We start from the raw sequence: 15,264 nt of genomic DNA on the forward strand, positions 1-15,264 counted from the left end.
ATCGAGGAACAGGACCATCGTTTCATCAAGAGACGCATCCGGCCAATGCTAGGGTTCAAGGCGTTCGCTTCAGCGGCGGCAACCCTCGACGAAATCGAAGTGGCACACATGATCCGCAAAGGTCAAATCACGCCCGGAGTCTGTCCGTTTCGGCAATTTGCAGAGCTGGCCGCTTAGCCCGCCGATACAATGCTATCGCTGTCGCCAGTTAAAACTTCGCAACAGATCCGCTTATACCTCGTTGGTGACCGCATCGGCATTGTTTACCGGAACCTATTTTTGCTTGCTGATGTTGAGTTTCTATCTTCCTGTCGCCTTGATACTGGACGGTCGCATCAAAGACCTTGCCCGCAAGGCCCATCAAAGCGAAACGACAGAAGACGTTTTTGATGTTGAAGACTGGAAGGCATCTCACGGATTGAAAGAAGGCGTTGGAGAGGTGTTGCGCGCTGGCTTTGCACTTACCGCTCCTATTCTCGCATCGTTCGCAGGTGGCATCACGCCACTTACAATTTAGCTGCAAATTCTCAAGCAATTATGTCTTAAGCTGGTTCTGGTGCATTTTTTTGTCAGTCGATGGCTTCGCGCTGAGCATTTAGGTGCAATAAAATTTCTTAGTCTGAAGAGATCGGATTGATCGCTGCGTATTTTGGAACGTACGCAACAGTTGCAAATAGGGAAAAATATTCCATGTGGCCGCATTCGGAGAATACCGCCCACAATTCCAAGGACCGACACTAAACTGAACTGAGAGAGATCAAAAATAGTAAGCGCCGTCAGTGGTATGGCATGAAATCTCGCAGCAATCGCAGAGAGGTCGTCACGTTCCAGTCAACCGCGTTCAAGTAGCTTGGTTCAACTGAGGAACTGCTCGATTACAGCCGCCTGTTGCTTTTTTCCATCCGGGTCTGCTTCGGTTTTCAGGCGCGTGAACTCTTCACCCCAATCCGAAGTTCGCATGCGGATTGGCGGTTCGGAGGCGTCAACCACGTCCATCACGACCGAGGCGACCTGTTCAGAGGTCTGATAGATATCGCTCCCATCCATTCGCGCTTGCGCGCCACCAATGTATTTCTGGAGAATGGGCAGGTACTCATCCTCAAGCATCCCGCCCGTGGCCTCAACATGTTTTAGCACGTTAGCGGCAAATTCAGATTGGATGCCGCCCGGTTCGACAACTGAGAAATGGATGCCGAAATTGGGCGTGATATAACTGGCCAGGGCTTCTGTGTATCCCTCCACTGCGAACTTTGCAGCACAGTAGATTTCATTGAACGGTTGGCCCACAAGGCCACCTACGGATGAGATCGTGATGACGTGACCTGTGCGTGCAGTGCGCATGTGTGGCATTACCGCTTTTGTGCAGCGCACGACACCCTTGAAATTTACATCCATGACCCAGGCAACGTCCTCTTCGCTGGCCTGTTCGGTTGTGCGCACAAACCCAGCACCTGCATTGTTGATCAACGTGTCGATCCGCCCTTCGTCCGCGATGATCTGGTCGACAGCGGCGTTCACGCTGGCATTGTCCTGTACGTCCAGGGCAAGCACATTCAGACTAACGCCCGCTTCGGCGGTCGCAGCGTCCAGGGTATCGCGCTTGGTAAGGTTGCGCATCGTGGCGTAGACCGTATGACCGGCCCGCGCGGCTTGCACGGCGATTTGAACGCCAAGCCCAGTTGACGTCCCGGTGATCAGAATGACTTTGGACAAGGGAATGGCTCCATGCAGCAGAGAAATTGCTTTTGGCAACGATCTGATGTAGCCGACTTAAGGTCAATAGCGGGACTTCAAACGCGGACCTCGTAAACTAAGCGCAATACCCGAGCGGCCATCCTTTCGTGGCGTCCGTGGCACAGGGCAAGACCGACATAAGCTTAAATGCGTGAAATGGCTGAGCAAAATTTGGTGTGCTCACCTTACTCTTTGTGGCCCACTAGGTTGACTGACAAGGCCGTTATGCGACTTTGATTTCTTCAATACCATAAAAGTCATCATCCCCAGCGGCGGAAGTGGTTTTTGCTCTTCGACGGTCAATGCTTCCTCTTGCAATACAGTTTCGATCTTGAAGTCGGAATGCCAACCAATCGTGTTTGCGAGCGGAGCAAAAACGCGTTCCAGGGATGCAAGCAGCCCCCGTTTTCGTTGAAAATGATTGGTGATCACCACTTTCCCACCCGGTCTACAAACCCTTGCAATTTCCGCCATCACCCTTTCCGGTTCCGGAACGACGGACAGAACATGCATCGCTGCAATCGTGTCGAAACTGTCGTCCGGAAAATCAAGCGTGCGGGCATCCATTTGCCGGAGTTCTGCGACATGGTTCAGCGATAGATCTTTTACTTTGTCGCGTGCCTTTTGCAGCATGTCCTCGCTGAAATCGATCCCGGTCACCTGCATCTCGGGCTTGTAGTGTTCCAGTGACAGCCCGGTACCCACGCCCACCTCCAACACTTTGCCTGGGCGCGTATTGATGTATTCAACCGCGCACTGGCGCCCGACGTTCGTGACAGCTCCAAACGTCTTGTCGTAGACGGGTGCCCAGCGAGCGTAAGAGGTTTGAACGGCCTTGATGTCCATATCTTGTCCTTAACGGTTAGAAGGTCTTTCGCTGTCGAGCCACGCCCAGGCGACCATTCCCACATACCCGACACAAAGTGCGATCAGCGTGGCCCAGGCAAAGGTCAGCAGCGCGGCGCCAACAACAGCGACGCCGATGAGAAAAAACTTTGCGTTCTCGCGTGAGATCCGCGTGGCTTTAAATGACCATGTTGGAATTCGACTGATGAGCAGAAGACCGATCAGCATCATGTAGAGGCAAATCACTATACTGGGCAGCAATGGGGCATCCGCGAAGGCGAAGGATAGATACATTGGCAGCATCACCAGAAGCGCCCCTGCAGGGGCCGGAACTCCCTCGAAATAAGCACTGTCCTGGTCGCAGGTCTCGGACTTGCTACCCACGTTGAACCGGGCTAGGCGCATGACGCAGCACACCGCAAAGAACAGAACTGCAAGCCATGCCGCACTGCGTATGTCCTGCAAAGCCCAGAAATAGAGAACAAGCGGAGGGGCCACTCCGAAGTTCAAAAAATCAGCGAGTGAATCGAGCTCAGCGCCCATTTTACTATCGCTGCTGAGTAGGCGTGCAATGCGCCCGTCCAATCCATCCAGCACACAGGCGGCAATGATGAGTTGCACCGCAAGCACGTAGTTGCCCTGAACGCCAAATCTGATTGCGGACAGACCCGCACAAACAGCCGTAATGGTCAGCGCATTGGGCAGCAAATGGATCAGCGCAAACCCGGTCTCTTCCTGTTCGGATGGTTCTGTCACTGATCCAGCACCTACTTTTCATTGGATGTGTGCAAACTGGCAAGGATGGTTTCACCCGCAATCATCGTCTGCCCGACACGCACCTGCGGCTCCACATTATCAGGAAGGTAAACGTCCAGCCGGGATCCGAAACGGATCAATCCAAATCGCTCTCCGGTTTGAAGTGCGTTGCCAGGTTTCACGAAGCAGACGATCCGTCTGGCCACTAAGCCGGCAATCTGGACAACGGCCAAGTCCTGACCATTCCTCATTTGAATACGAAGGCTGTTGCGCTCGTTATCAGCACTGGCCTTGTCCAGGGAAGCGTTGAAAAACTTGCCGGGGCGGTAGGCAACAGCGGAAATCTCACCTTCAATGGGCGTCCGGTTCACATGACAATTGAAAACGCTCATGAACACACTGACGCGGGTGAGGGGCGTGTCGGGCATCCCGAGCTCTTTCGGTGGTACCGCCGCTTCGATCAGAGAAACCACGCCGTCCGCCGGGCTGACGATCAACCCTTTTCCTGTGGGCGGCACACGTTCCGGGTCGCGAAAGAAATAGTAGCACCAGATCGTGAGGCCGACACCAATCCAGCCCAGAATGTCTGACAACAGAAACAGCCCGACGGTTACGGCGGCAAAGATTGCGACAAACCGAATACCTTCTGGGTGCATCGGTTTGATGAAGGTATCGCGCATGCGCATCGCAAGCATTCCCTCGGGTCAATTGACGGCACTTTCATAAGTGGATTGGAGCGGAACGCAAGTATGACCAGTACCGTCAATGTCAATCTGTGTTAGGGTGTTACAGATTGATAGGCGCTACTCACAGCACCGCGGCGCTTGTGTGAGCGATACATGGGCATCGGCATTGTTCCCGGTAGGCGAAATTATGTGAAGTCTGCACATACGCACTTTCCAATAGAGCGAAGAGGGCACCGCCAACCTGTTTCACAGATACCTGATTCATAGGGATTGACTGTCTGAATCTCCGATCACTTCGGCGATTTCAGTTGGGTTGAGGCTAAATTCCACTACCAGATCTTCGACCTGGACCGGTTGGAAGCTATTCAAACTTCGTAAAATCCGGCTTTCTTCGAATGCAATCAATTCGTGAGATTGGCCGTACCAACGGACGATTCCACTGCTCAGTGACTCATGCCGTTGGCCGCGGCGCATCACTACACCGCGCCGACGCCGAAATCCTGTTCTATCGGATACGGGGCTGACCCTGACGATGTGCCTGTCGCGGATCGACGTGCGGACTACCGCCGTCTGGTCCATCCTCTTCGTCTTCCAGAATGGCTTTTCTCATGTCTCTCAGATCAGTGCTGTGAAAAAATCTGAGGCCGGTCAGTTGGTACATTTGTGAAAACATATTGATCACCTTAGGGGATGAAGGGACTGGCTGGGCGACAAGGCACTCAATGTGCGAAGCAGCCCGTCATAGCGGGACATTTGGTCTTTCAATTCCAGTTTCCTGCGTTTGAGCCGTTGCAAAGACAATGAACATGGCAGCGGCCTCTTCAGTTCGTCGGCTATTAGCTTTTTGACTTCCATGTTTTTGATGCGCAGCTCAGCCAGACGGGCTTTCAACGAAAAGGCGTTTACACGGTTATTGCGGGGCATCTCTGTCTCCTATCCAGGTGGCGATTGATTAGGGCTGACTGACGAGCCCGCTCAATCAGCTCTAATTCTTTCGATATCGGTTGGATTGAAGTTTATGAAAGGTGATCATAAATTAAAATTGAATAGGAAAAACCTATCAATTTTAGGTCGACACTTTGGGCAACGATGTAACCTTGAAGCAGCTGGAGTATTTCGTCGCGCTGACGGAAGCGCGGCACTATCGGCGTGCGGCTGAACGCCTTGGTATCAGCCAGCCTTCGCTGAGTCAGCAGATCGCCGGGCTGGAAACCGCGCTTGGCGTCGAATTGGTCGAGCGGGGACAGCGGGGGGCAATACTGACCCCAACTGGGCGCGAAGTTCTGGCGCAGGCGCGACGGGTACTTGAAGAAGCGGAAACGCTTAGGGGCTTGGCGCGAGATGCCAGCGCAGGTGTCAGTGGCACCATCCGCTTGGGAACATCTCCGACATTGGGTCCTTATTTTCTGCCGCATATTATGCGGCGCCTGCACACATCCTACCCCTCGCTAAAGCTAATCGTTCGAGACGCAGCACCGCTGGTTCTGCAAGAAGAGCTTCTTCGCGGTCAGCATGATCTAATCCTCACACAGCTTCCGGTACGATCAGCCGACTTGGAGGTAGAGCGCCTATTCCGGGAGCCACTCAAGTTGACCGTCGCAAAAGATCACGCGCTGTCGAGCAAGTCTGAAGCCCAAGATGCGGACTTGGTCGGGCAAGACATCCTTGCTTTGACGTCGACTTACGTGTTGCACAATCAGATCGTCGCTTTGTGCGAGGAATTGGGTGCCAATCCACGGCAAGACTATGAAGGTACAAGTCTTGATGCCTTACGGCAAATGACTGCGTTAAACATGGGTGTCTGCTTTCTGCCTGCGCTGTACGTGCGTTCCGAAGTTTCCCTGGACACCGGGGATGTTTCTGTTCTGTCGTTTCGCAAGGACCGTTTCACAAGGTCCGTTGGCTTGGTCTGGAGAAAACGTTCAGCGCACAAACGCACCATAGAAAGTATAGGAACCGTTTTCCGGTCTGTTGCGCGCGACAAGTTTGCCGATCTGCTGACCCCAGAGTGAGGTGCTAAGCAGGGCGAGCGTTCCGCCTGCATAGCGCAAAAGGTCCGGCTTATTTCCAGAGAGCCGTTCTCCAGTGCAGCGCCGCGCCGCCGTCCCGGGCGGTAGGCGCTTAAAGTTACATTGGTCTAACTTGGGCGGAATGTTCGGAGACCGATGCGCATCCATTTCATTTCCAAGTGAATTCCACCGTTGGATATCCTGAGCTAGCGACCCATCCATCCGCCATCCACGACAAGAATTTCACCATTGACGTAGTCAGAGGCTGCAGAGCTCAGGAATACCACAGGCCCCGCAAAATCGTCGGGTTTGCCCCACCGACCCAGCGGTATCCTTTCAAGAATAGCCCGAGAGCGTGTCGGGTCATCGCGCAAGGCCTGAGTATTGTCCGTCGCAATATAGCCGGGGGCGATCGCATTGACGTTTACTCCTTGTCCCCCCCATTCATTTGCCAGTGCTTTCGTCAGCTGGCCGATCCCGCCTTTGGAGGCTGCGTATCCCGGAACTGTGATTCCCCCTTGAAACGTAAGAAGCGACGCCGTGAAGATGATCTTGCCGCTGCCGCGTTTCAACATCGCGCCGCCAATCTCGCGCGCCAAAAGGAACTGCGCGGACAGGTTCACGTCGATCACTTCGTCCCAGAGGTCGTCCGAATGCTCAGCCGCTGGCGCACGTCTGATCGTTCCGGCATTGTTGACGAGAATGTTTGGCACGATGCCTTCCCGAGACAACTGCGCAGCAAAGTTGCGCACCGCGTCCCTATCCCGGAAGTCACACTGAAATGCCTTAAACGCACGCCCATGTTCCCGGACTTTTTTTTCGACCTCGCTGTTTTCCGGTTCCAGCGTTGCACTGACGCCAACAACGTCAGCGCCAGCCAATGCCAACGCTTCGGCCATGCTTCGCCCGATCCCACGCTTGCACCCGGTGACAACGGCGGTCTTTCCAGCAAGGTCAAACATCGACAAACCACTCATCCTCTGTCACCGATCTTGATCAGGCTTTTCATTGCGACCGGGCTGGAATCCAGTGCCTCAAACGCGGATTGAATGTCGCTCAACGGGCTGACATCGGTGATTATTGTGGCGGCATCCACCGCACCGTTTCTGATTAACTCGATGGCTTTCTCGTAATCCTCGGGCTCATAGACCCGGGCGCCAATCAATTTGAGCTCACGCCAGAAAAACTGAAACATGTCGACCTTCGGCGGGACGGCATGGATCGCCACCATCACGATCCGCCCGCGGGTCGCGGCGACGGTTGTCATTGCATCGACACCCGGCTGAGACCCGGATACTTCGAACACGACCTCGGCGCCTTTGCCGCCCGTCTTTTCATTGATCGCTGCGACCAGGTCGCTTTTCAAAGGGTTGACGGTGTCGAAGCCAAGCCCCTCCGCGATTTCCAAGCGGTTTTCGTTGACCTCAGAGATCGTGATGTTGCCTCCTGCGTCTCTTGCGACCATGGCAACCAGTGTACCGATGGGCCCGCCGCCGATGACCACAGCGTTTTCGCCGGGCTTCAACTTTGACAACCGCACGTCGTGGCACGCGACAGCAACGGGTTCAATCAAGGCGGCATAGTCCAGGCGTATGTCTTCTGGCAGAGCATGCAGGGTCTCGGCTGGAACAGACCAGTATTCTTGCATGGCCCCATCCGTGTCCAAGCCCAGAAACTGCAGGTTGTGACAAATGTGTGAATAACCTTCAGCACAGGCCGGACAATTTCCGCAGGCTGCCAAGGGGCGCACGACGACTTTCTGGCCTTTCTCAAACCCGGACACGCCTTCGCCAAGCTCTACCACGGTCGCCGACATTTCATGGCCGACGATGCGGTTCAGCCCGACGCGAGCGTCCATGTTTCCGTGATAGACGTGCATGTCGGTGCCGCAAATGCCGCAATAGGCGATCTTTAATAGAACTTCACCCGGTTTCGGTCGTGGAACTCCGGCGTTCTCGACTATGAATGTCTTGTCACCACGGTAGTAGGCCGCGGTCATCGTGTCAGGGGTCATGAGTGCATTTCCTTGTGAGCTTGGCGAAGCTTGTTCCAGTCGAAGGTGACGCCGATCCCCGGATCATCAGGCGCAACAGCCAGATGGTTTTCGACGTGAAGCGGGCGGGTGGTGTAATAGTCGATCGGAAAGGAATGCACCTCGATCCAGCCGGCATTTTCCTGCGCGCTGACAAGGCTGACGTGCAGTTCCTGCATTCCGTGGGAGCAAATTGGTAAATTGTGTTCCCGGCTGAGTTCCGCGACTTTCAACCAACCCGTCACACCACCGCAATTGGACGCATCCGGTTGCAGATAGCTTAGCGACGCATCGGCCACTGCGTATTCGAACTCGTGGATCGTGTGCAGGTTTTCACCCATGGCCAAGGGAATGTTTGAGTTCGCCGCGATCCGTCCAAAACCCTTGTAGTCGTCTGGAATTGTGGGTTCTTCAAACCACGTCAGGTTGAAAGGTTCAAAGGCGCGTGCGGCGGCGATGGCCTGATCCACGCTCATGGAATAGTTGGCGTCGACCATAAAGGTGATGTCCGGTCCAATCAGGTTTCTCACCGCTTCGACCCGCGCTAAATCTTCCTCCAATGTGGGCTGCCCGATTTTGATTTTTACACCGTTGAAGCCCCGGTCCAGATAGCCCCGAATGGATGTAAGCAGTTTTGGAAGCGGAAAATTCAGGTCGATGCCACCTGCATAGGCGCGGCATCGGTTGCTGTGACCACCGGCAACCTGCCACAGCGGTTTCCCAAGTGCCTTGCAACGCAAATCCCACAGCGCGATATCGACGGCAGAGATCGCAAAGGACGCTATACCGCCCCGCGCGACGTAGTGCACGTGCCACTGCATCGCGTCGTGCAATGCTTCGACATCGTCCGCGTCTTGTCCGGTCAGAAAGGTCGCCAGATCGAATTCGATCATGGCAGCGATGGATCGCCCGCCTTTGCCACCGGTATAGGTATAGCCGGTCCCCTCACGGCCATCGTCAAGCCGGATTGTCGCGGTTACCAGTTCGAAATGGGTGTGATCCCCGTGTTTCGCATCCGTCAGCACTTCGGCAAGGGGAACATCAAACAGGTTCACGGAAACGCTTGCGATTTGTCCCATGTCAAACTGTTCCTTCCTTTGATGACGACGCCACGCGACTTTGGAAGACAATGACGACAAACAGGAAGGCTCCGCGGATCACCATCTGCCAGTAAGCGCTTAAGCTGATCACGCCTCTGCCGTTCTCAAAGTTAAGGATGTTGAAAACCAGACCCAGCAACAGCGCGCCTGCGACGGTTGCCGGGACTGATCCCAGACCACCCGTCAACAAAGTACCGCCGACGACGACCGATGCGATGGCAGAAAGTTCCCAGCCGACACCTTCAAGTGGCTGCCCCGCACCAAAACCAGAGGCAAGAAAGACACCTGCCAACCCCGCGCATCCGCCGCTGAGCGTGTAGACGAAGATCTTCGCCTTTTTCACGCTGAGGCCCATCATGATGCTGGCATCTTCACCGCCGCCGACTGCAAGAACCGTGCGCCCCAAAGACGTTTTTTCGAGCACGACCCAAAGCGCGACAACCAACACAAGGGTTATCACAATCGTCCAGGGCAATATGCCAAACGCCTTTTCCAGACCGAGCTTGGTGAAATTCGATCCCCAGTCGATCGAAATGGTTTGCGCGCCTGAGATCACCAATGCACCGCCTTTGGCCGCCAGCATTGTGGCAAGCGTGGCGATAAAAGGTGGGATGCGCATTGCGACAACAAAGAAGGCGTTCAACCCGCCTATGGCCAGCCCTGCTGCCACCGCACCGGGCAAAGCGACCTGAATACCGTACGGTGACAGATAGGCCGCGATAACAGATGTGAACGCCGCAACTGATCCTACGGACAGATCGATGCCGCCGGTCAGGATCACAAAGCACATCCCGACAGAGATAACGATGAACATCGCGTTGTAATTCAGGAAAGATGAGATGTTGTAGGCACCGCCAAAGTTCTCATAACGCAGCAAGCCGAACACGATCAGGACGACGAGCGCGATCCAGACGCCGATGCTGTGTGTGTTGCCCTGCAGATAGCGGCGCAGGTCGAATGCGGATGTATCAAGCATTGATCACTCCTTGCGCGCTTGCTGAAGATAAACGGCCATCACGATGATTGCGGCTTTGGCGATCAGCGCGACTTCGTCTGCGACCCCGTTGGCCAACAGGGTGTATTTGACCAGCTGAATGATCACGGCCCCCAGAATGGCGCCAAAAATAGGCGCCTTGCCGCCCTGCAATAACGCGCCACCGACTACTGCGGCGGCGATTGCATCCAGTTCCATCAAGTTGCCGATCCGCGCCGCGTCCGAGGCGGAGTTGATCGCAACCACGATCAGACCCGCCAGACCCGCCAGACCGGAGCAAATTACGTAAGCCCCGATCTTGACTCGCTTGACTGGTACACCGGCCAGTCGCGCAGCCTTTTCGTTTCCACCCACTGCCAAAAGCTGACGACCAAACACTGTCTGGCTTACCATCCACCACACAACGACCGCTATGATGAGGACCAGATACCCCTGAAATGGGAAACCAAGGATCTTTCCGGTGCCCAGATAGCTGAACTCGGGGTTGGTGAAGGTCTGAAGATTACCGTTGGTCAGAACCAAGGCGATGCCCCGGCCTGAGATGAAGAAAATCAGTGTTGCAACAATGGGTTGCACATTCAGATAGCTGACCATAAACCCGTTGAAGGCGCCGCAGAGCAGCGCTACCAGCACCGGGACCACGATGGATAATGCCAGCCCCAGTTGCGGGTTTGCCTCGGCAAATGGTGACGTGAAGATCAGGGGTGCCATTGCCCCTGATAGCGCCATCACTGCACCAACGCTCAGGTCGATCCCGCCGGTTGCAATCACCAGTGTCATCCCAACGGCCACAATCGCAATTGTCGCCACCTGGCTGATGTTCACGAATAAGGTCTGCGGGTTCAGGAAGTTCGGCGTCACGACAACGTTGAAAGCCAGAATTACGATTAACGCGATCACTCCGCCGTTGCTGCTGACCCAGGTCCAGTCGAACTGGGGTCGCGGCCCTGAGGGTCGGCTGCTGTGCAAGGTTTGTTTGTTCTCCGGGGTCATGCCGCGCCTCTTTCATAGTGGTGGGCAATGGCGGCGATCAGGCTTTCCTCGGTCACGCCGGGGTTTTCCAGCTCCGTGACAGAGTGGCCATCCTGCAGCACAACGATCCGGTCCGCGCCTTCCACCAGTTCCTCGAATTCAGAGCTGATCAGAAGGACACCCAGACCCTTTTCCACATAGTCCCGGATGATCGACTGTATTTCGAACTTGGCCCCCACATCGACCCCGCGGGTCGGTTCGTCCAGGATCAGCACTCGGGGGTTAAGCGCAAGCCATCGCGCCAGCAGGACCTTTTGCTGGTTGCCGCCTGACAATTCTCGGATCGGCTGCTCCATACTTGCGGTTTTAATGTCCAGCGAACGTATGAATGACCCGACCAGTTCATGCTCGCGCTTGCGATCGACGCCGCCGAGTTTCCGAAGCCAGGGCAGCAAGGCAAGGGTCATGTTCTCGCGCACAGACATATGCGGGATGATCCCCTCACGTTTGCGGTCTTCAGTTAGGAACCCGATACCGGATTCGATCGCTTGTGCCGGGGTGCTGATGCGACCCGGATCGTCGCGATGTGTGATTTTTCCCTTGCTCAGGGCATCCAGTCCGAACAGTGCCCGTGCAACTTCGGTCCGACCGGACCCGAGTAGGCCGCCCAGCCCAACGATCTCGCCTTTTCGGACAGAGACTGTGACACCCTTCAGCCCATGACCTGTCGAGATGTCCTCGGCCTTCAGCAAAAGCTCGCCAGGTTGATTGCGCTTTTCCCCTGCCAGGCCGGTCATGCCAGCGGCTTCTATTTCTTCGGGGTCACGGCCCAGCATTTCAGAAATCAAACCCAGTTTGGTTGTCCCTGAAACGACATGTTGGCCAACGGTTTGGCCGTCACGCATGATCGTCACTCGGTCGCAAATCTGGTAAAGCTCGTCCAGAAAATGCGAGATATACAGGATTGCAACGCCTTGCTTTTTCAGCTCGCGTACGACTCCAAACAGGATTTCAATCTCTTGGTCGTCCAGCGATGATGTGGCCTCATCCATGATCACAACCTGTGCCTTCATGGATGCAGCTCGGGCAATCGCAACAAGCTGTTGGATGGCGGTGGAATAGGTCCCAAGCTGCGCGCGCACGTCAATGTTGACGCCGAACCGTTTCAAAATCTCTTCTGTCTGCTTGTGCGCGCGTTTCCAGTCGATCAATCCAAGTTTCGTGCGCGGCTCGTACCCCATCATCACATTTTCCGACACGCTGCGCAGGGGCACGAGGCTCAGTTCCTGATAGATCGTTGCGATCCCGGCATCCTGCGCTTCGCGGGGGGTGTTGATCCGGGTTTCTGACCCGTTGATTTTCACACTCCCGGAGTCCTTCCGGTAAACGCCGGTCAATATCTTGATAAGAGTGGATTTTCCTGCACCATTCTGGCCGATAATCGCATGAACTTCGCCGGGCTTCAGCTGAAGTCGGGCATCCTGTAGGGCCACGACCCCGGCGAACGCCTTACAGATACCGCTCATTTCGATTAAGTCTGTCATCTGCGTGATCTCTTGCGATGAGGTGTATCAAAGGGGACGGCAAGCCGCCCCCTCCGACACAGGGAGTGATCAATAGGCTTCGTCGATATGATCGGCCGCGTTGTCCTTGGTGAAGATCCGGTCTTCGACCTTGATCCAACCCGGAATTTCCTCGCCTGCTGCGTAGCGTTTCATCACGTCGCATGCGAGCGGGCCAAAGAAGGGTGAGCTTTCAACGGTCACGCCCATTTTGCCGTCAATAATGGCTTGAAGCGCATCGCGCGTGCCATCGATCGATACGATGATCACGTCTTCGCCCGGCTTCCGGCCTGCCAGTTCAAGCGCCTGGATGGCGCCAATCGCCATTTCGTCGTTATGGGCATAGACCACGTTCACGTCCGGGTGGGCCTGCAACAGGGTTTCCATCACCTGACGCCCCAGGTCGCGCGCAAAATCGCCCGTTTGGGAGGCTACGATCTCAAACCGGTCATCCGTTGCGATCTGATCGTCAAAACCCTTTTTCCGGTCGTTGGCTGGCGAAGATCCTGTAGTGCCTTCCAGCTCGACAATAACGCCTTTTTCGCCATCAAAATTCGCGATCAACCAATCTGCAGCGCGCTGACCCTGTTCTATAAAATCGGACCCAAGGAACGACACATAGTGCTCACCCGCCGTAGCAACGCTTGGGTCAACCGAGCGGTCCACCAAAAAGGTTGGAATTCCCGCGGCCTTGGCCTTCATGACAGCCGGGATGAGAGGTTTTTCTTCGCGCGGTGGCAGGAACAGAACGTCGATACCCTGCGCGATCATTGAATCCACGTCTGCAACCTGCTTGGCTGCGGACCCGGCGGCGTCCGTTGCGATCAAATCCCAGCCACAGGTTTCAGCGGTGTCGTGAAAGGACTTGGTTTGCGCGATGCGCCAGGGATTGTTGGACTCCATCTGCGGGAAGCCCACGCGGTAGGTGTCTTTGGCTTCCAACGGCGGTGTCTCGGCAGTGGACAGTCCTGCGCTTAGCCCGACACTGAGCGCAATTGCGGATCCAAGCAAATAACGACGTTTCATTTTCTCTCCTCCAAGTTGAATGCGGCCGTCTCCTCCAAGCCGCTGGATACCGGGATCACCCCCAGTTTAAGTAAAGGCTCTGCTTGCGCAGGTACCCGTCGAAACCATATTTCCCATCTTCTCCGCCCAGACCGGACTGACCCCAGCCATTGTGAAAGGCGTGAACCTGTTCGCCATTGGCCCTGTTGACGTAAATCTCGCCAAACTTCAGCGCTTTGGGGGTTTGCATGATGCGGCGGTGATTTGCTGTGAAGACGTAAGCGGACAATCCGAATGCGGTGTCATTCGCCATCGCCAAGGCCTGATCGAAATCCTCCACCCGGATGGCAGGCACCACTGGGCCGAATACTTCTTTTTTTACCACTGCGGTCTTGTTGTCTCTGACTTCCAGAACCGTGGGGGCCATCCAATGGCCTTTGGCGTAGGGCCCGTGGCTCAGAGGGCCGCCCTCCAACAGAACCTCTGCGCCGTCCTCAACCGTAGTCCGGACCAGCGATGCCACCTTGTCGACCTCCAGCCTGCTGACTTTTGGGCCTAAGTCCGGGTTGTCCATCGGGTCGCCAATCGTCAATGCTGCCGCCTTGGAAACAAATTTGTCCAAAAACTCATCGGCGATTGCGCGATGCAGGTACATCCGCTCATTACAGGTGCATATCTGGCCGCAATTTGTGAAACGCGAAACGATCGCAGCTTCGACGGCCCGGTCTATGTCGGCGTCGTCCAGAACGATGAAGGGGGCTTTCCCGCCGAGTTCCAGGCGCAGCACCTTCATCCCGTCGGCTCCGGCCCGAAAAATCTCACGCCCGGCCCGGTTGCTGCCGGTCATTGTAATCATTGAGGTGAGGGGGTGCTGCACAAGGGCCTGACCCGTCACCGGACCTTGACCCGATACTACATTGAACAGCCCATCCGGTACGCCGGCTTGCTGCGCAAGTGCCGCGATAAACAAACCCGAGAGCGGCGTGATTTCGTGCGAAAGCAGAACAAATCCGTTCCCGGCGACCAGTGCCGGGCCTAGTTTGCGGGCGACGAGGGCGGCCGGGTAGTTCCAGGCCGTCAGCCCAACAACCACGCCATACGGATGGCGTCTTATGAAGATCTCTTCGTCACAGTTGTCCGATGTCAGGATATCCCCTTCGATGCGACGCGCGCTGTCGGCGGCGTTAAAAAAGAACTCCGCGGTGGCGGCTACTTCGCCCGATGCCTGATTAAGTGGTTTGCCCTGTTCCGTGGTGATGATACGGGCAAGGTGTTCGGCCTTGGACAACACGAGCTCGCCAATTCGACGAACGATGCGCCCACGCTGCACAGCCGGGACCATTTCCCATTCCGATTGCGCTTTGTGCGCGGCTTCCACCGCCCGTCCTGCATCCTTTTCCGATCCAATCGGTATTGTTGCGATGACGCGCTCGTTTGCGGGATTTTCAACTTCGACCCGGTCGCCGAGCGCGCTGTCAACCCATGCGCCATCAATGAACATGCGCGCGTTGAGGGTTGTTCCGGACTGGATGTCAAAATCTAACACGGCTCACCTTTGGTCATACCAA

General features: G+C 55.6%; 17 protein-coding genes. 3 read left to right on the plus strand and 14 right to left on the minus strand.

Annotation, left to right across the window (positions count from 1 at the left end):
- Positions 1 to 177, plus strand: a 177-nt coding sequence (locus tag ACR0K1_RS23775; protein WP_480852116.1) for a DDE-type integrase/transposase/recombinase, incomplete at its 5' end; no start/stop codon positions are given.
- 67 nt (positions 178 to 244) lie between these two features.
- The gene (locus ACR0K1_RS23780) at positions 245 to 517 is read left to right on the plus strand and encodes a hypothetical protein (RefSeq protein WP_480852101.1); all 273 of its coding nucleotides are present in this window, start codon (positions 245 to 247) and stop codon (positions 515 to 517) included.
- Between the two features lie 338 nt (positions 518 to 855).
- On the opposite strand, the gene ACR0K1_RS23785 is transcribed toward ACR0K1_RS23780, so the two are convergent.
- From ACR0K1_RS23785 to ACR0K1_RS23810, 6 genes are all read right to left on the minus strand, one after another.
- On the minus strand, positions 856 to 1,713 hold the full coding sequence (locus ACR0K1_RS23785) for an SDR family oxidoreductase (protein ID WP_480852102.1): 858 nt from the start codon (positions 1,711 to 1,713) through the stop codon (positions 856 to 858).
- A 201-nt stretch (positions 1,714 to 1,914) separates the two neighbouring features.
- On the minus strand, positions 1,915 to 2,580 hold the full coding sequence (locus tag ACR0K1_RS23790; protein WP_480852103.1) for a class I SAM-dependent methyltransferase: 666 nt from the start codon (positions 2,578 to 2,580) through the stop codon (positions 1,915 to 1,917).
- Positions 2,581 to 2,589: 9 nt separating this feature from the next.
- The gene (gene pssA, locus ACR0K1_RS23795) at positions 2,590 to 3,336 is read right to left on the minus strand and encodes a CDP-diacylglycerol--serine O-phosphatidyltransferase (protein WP_480852104.1); all 747 of its coding nucleotides are present in this window, start codon (positions 3,334 to 3,336) and stop codon (positions 2,590 to 2,592) included.
- 11 nt (positions 3,337 to 3,347) lie between these two features.
- The gene (locus tag ACR0K1_RS23800) at positions 3,348 to 4,022 is read right to left on the minus strand and encodes a phosphatidylserine decarboxylase (RefSeq protein WP_480852117.1); all 675 of its coding nucleotides are present in this window, start codon (positions 4,020 to 4,022) and stop codon (positions 3,348 to 3,350) included.
- A gap of 261 nt (positions 4,023 to 4,283) precedes the next feature.
- Positions 4,284 to 4,601 (minus strand): hypothetical protein, encoded by a 318-nt coding sequence (locus ACR0K1_RS23805; protein ID WP_480852105.1) that lies wholly within the window; start codon positions 4,599 to 4,601, stop codon positions 4,284 to 4,286.
- A 99-nt stretch (positions 4,602 to 4,700) separates the two neighbouring features.
- On the minus strand, positions 4,701 to 4,946 hold the full coding sequence (locus ACR0K1_RS23810) for a YdcH family protein (RefSeq protein ID WP_480852106.1): 246 nt from the start codon (positions 4,944 to 4,946) through the stop codon (positions 4,701 to 4,703).
- 155 nt (positions 4,947 to 5,101) lie between these two features.
- Here ACR0K1_RS23810 and ACR0K1_RS23815 point away from each other — a divergent pair, with 155 nt between their 5' ends.
- Positions 5,102 to 6,034: a hydrogen peroxide-inducible genes activator gene (locus tag ACR0K1_RS23815; RefSeq protein ID WP_480852107.1), complete on the plus strand. Its 933-nt coding sequence runs from the start codon at positions 5,102 to 5,104 to the stop codon at positions 6,032 to 6,034.
- A 203-nt stretch (positions 6,035 to 6,237) separates the two neighbouring features.
- On the opposite strand, the gene ACR0K1_RS23820 is transcribed toward ACR0K1_RS23815, so the two are convergent.
- The 8 genes from ACR0K1_RS23820 to ACR0K1_RS23855 form a co-directional block, all read right to left on the minus strand.
- Positions 6,238 to 7,008 (minus strand): SDR family oxidoreductase, encoded by a 771-nt coding sequence (locus ACR0K1_RS23820; protein ID WP_480616027.1) that lies wholly within the window; start codon positions 7,006 to 7,008, stop codon positions 6,238 to 6,240.
- Positions 7,005 to 8,030 (minus strand): zinc-dependent alcohol dehydrogenase, encoded by a 1,026-nt coding sequence (locus ACR0K1_RS23825; protein ID WP_480852108.1) that lies wholly within the window; start codon positions 8,028 to 8,030, stop codon positions 7,005 to 7,007. The genes ACR0K1_RS23820 and ACR0K1_RS23825 overlap by 4 nt, the downstream gene beginning before the upstream one ends.
- 11 nt (positions 8,031 to 8,041) lie before the next feature.
- Positions 8,042 to 9,142: a mandelate racemase/muconate lactonizing enzyme family protein gene (locus ACR0K1_RS23830; protein ID WP_480616023.1), complete on the minus strand. Its 1,101-nt coding sequence runs from the start codon at positions 9,140 to 9,142 to the stop codon at positions 8,042 to 8,044.
- A 1-nt stretch (position 9,143) separates the two neighbouring features.
- Complete coding sequence (locus ACR0K1_RS23835; RefSeq protein ID WP_480616021.1) at positions 9,144 to 10,139, minus strand: ABC transporter permease; 996 nt, start codon at positions 10,137 to 10,139, stop codon at positions 9,144 to 9,146.
- Between the two features lie 3 nt (positions 10,140 to 10,142).
- Positions 10,143 to 11,150: an ABC transporter permease gene (locus tag ACR0K1_RS23840; protein WP_480616019.1), complete on the minus strand. Its 1,008-nt coding sequence runs from the start codon at positions 11,148 to 11,150 to the stop codon at positions 10,143 to 10,145.
- On the minus strand, positions 11,147 to 12,673 hold the full coding sequence (locus ACR0K1_RS23845; RefSeq protein WP_480616017.1) for a sugar ABC transporter ATP-binding protein: 1,527 nt from the start codon (positions 12,671 to 12,673) through the stop codon (positions 11,147 to 11,149). Before ACR0K1_RS23845 ends, ACR0K1_RS23840 begins: the two co-directional genes overlap by 4 nt.
- A gap of 69 nt (positions 12,674 to 12,742) precedes the next feature.
- On the minus strand, positions 12,743 to 13,717 hold the full coding sequence (locus tag ACR0K1_RS23850; RefSeq protein ID WP_480616015.1) for an ABC transporter substrate-binding protein: 975 nt from the start codon (positions 13,715 to 13,717) through the stop codon (positions 12,743 to 12,745).
- Between the two features lie 55 nt (positions 13,718 to 13,772).
- Positions 13,773 to 15,197 (minus strand): aldehyde dehydrogenase family protein, encoded by a 1,425-nt coding sequence (locus ACR0K1_RS23855; RefSeq protein ID WP_480852109.1) that lies wholly within the window; start codon positions 15,195 to 15,197, stop codon positions 13,773 to 13,775.
- Positions 15,198 to 15,264: the final 67 nt, after the last annotated feature.

It is taken from the genome of Ruegeria sp. F5 (assembly GCF_056533845.1).

What these genes read in the sequence shown, in the direction of transcription:
- ACR0K1_RS23790 (WP_480852103.1), bottom strand. Translation starts at nt 2,580, where the DNA reads ATGGACATCAAGGCCGTTCAAACCTCTTACGCTCGCTGGGCACCCGTC.
- ACR0K1_RS23800 (WP_480852117.1), bottom strand. Translation starts at nt 4,022, where the DNA reads ATGCGCATGCGCGATACCTTCATCAAACCGATGCACCCAGAAGGTATT.
- ACR0K1_RS23805 (WP_480852105.1), bottom strand. Translation starts at nt 4,601, where the DNA reads ATGGACCAGACGGCGGTAGTCCGCACGTCGATCCGCGACAGGCACATC.
- ACR0K1_RS23810 (WP_480852106.1), bottom strand. Translation starts at nt 4,946, where the DNA reads ATGCCCCGCAATAACCGTGTAAACGCCTTTTCGTTGAAAGCCCGTCTG.
- ACR0K1_RS23820 (WP_480616027.1), bottom strand. Translation starts at nt 7,008, where the DNA reads ATGAGTGGTTTGTCGATGTTTGACCTTGCTGGAAAGACCGCCGTTGTC.
- ACR0K1_RS23825 (WP_480852108.1), bottom strand. Translation starts at nt 8,030, where the DNA reads ATGACCGCGGCCTACTACCGTGGTGACAAGACATTCATAGTCGAGAAC.
- ACR0K1_RS23830 (WP_480616023.1), bottom strand. Translation starts at nt 9,142, where the DNA reads ATGGGACAAATCGCAAGCGTTTCCGTGAACCTGTTTGATGTTCCCCTT.
- ACR0K1_RS23835 (WP_480616021.1), bottom strand. Translation starts at nt 10,139, where the DNA reads ATGCTTGATACATCCGCATTCGACCTGCGCCGCTATCTGCAGGGCAAC.
- ACR0K1_RS23840 (WP_480616019.1), bottom strand. Translation starts at nt 11,150, where the DNA reads ATGACCCCGGAGAACAAACAAACCTTGCACAGCAGCCGACCCTCAGGG.
- ACR0K1_RS23845 (WP_480616017.1), bottom strand. Translation starts at nt 12,673, where the DNA reads ATGACAGACTTAATCGAAATGAGCGGTATCTGTAAGGCGTTCGCCGGG.
- ACR0K1_RS23850 (WP_480616015.1), bottom strand. Translation starts at nt 13,717, where the DNA reads ATGAAACGTCGTTATTTGCTTGGATCCGCAATTGCGCTCAGTGTCGGG.
- ACR0K1_RS23855 (WP_480852109.1), bottom strand. Translation starts at nt 15,197, where the DNA reads ATGTTCATTGATGGCGCATGGGTTGACAGCGCGCTCGGCGACCGGGTC.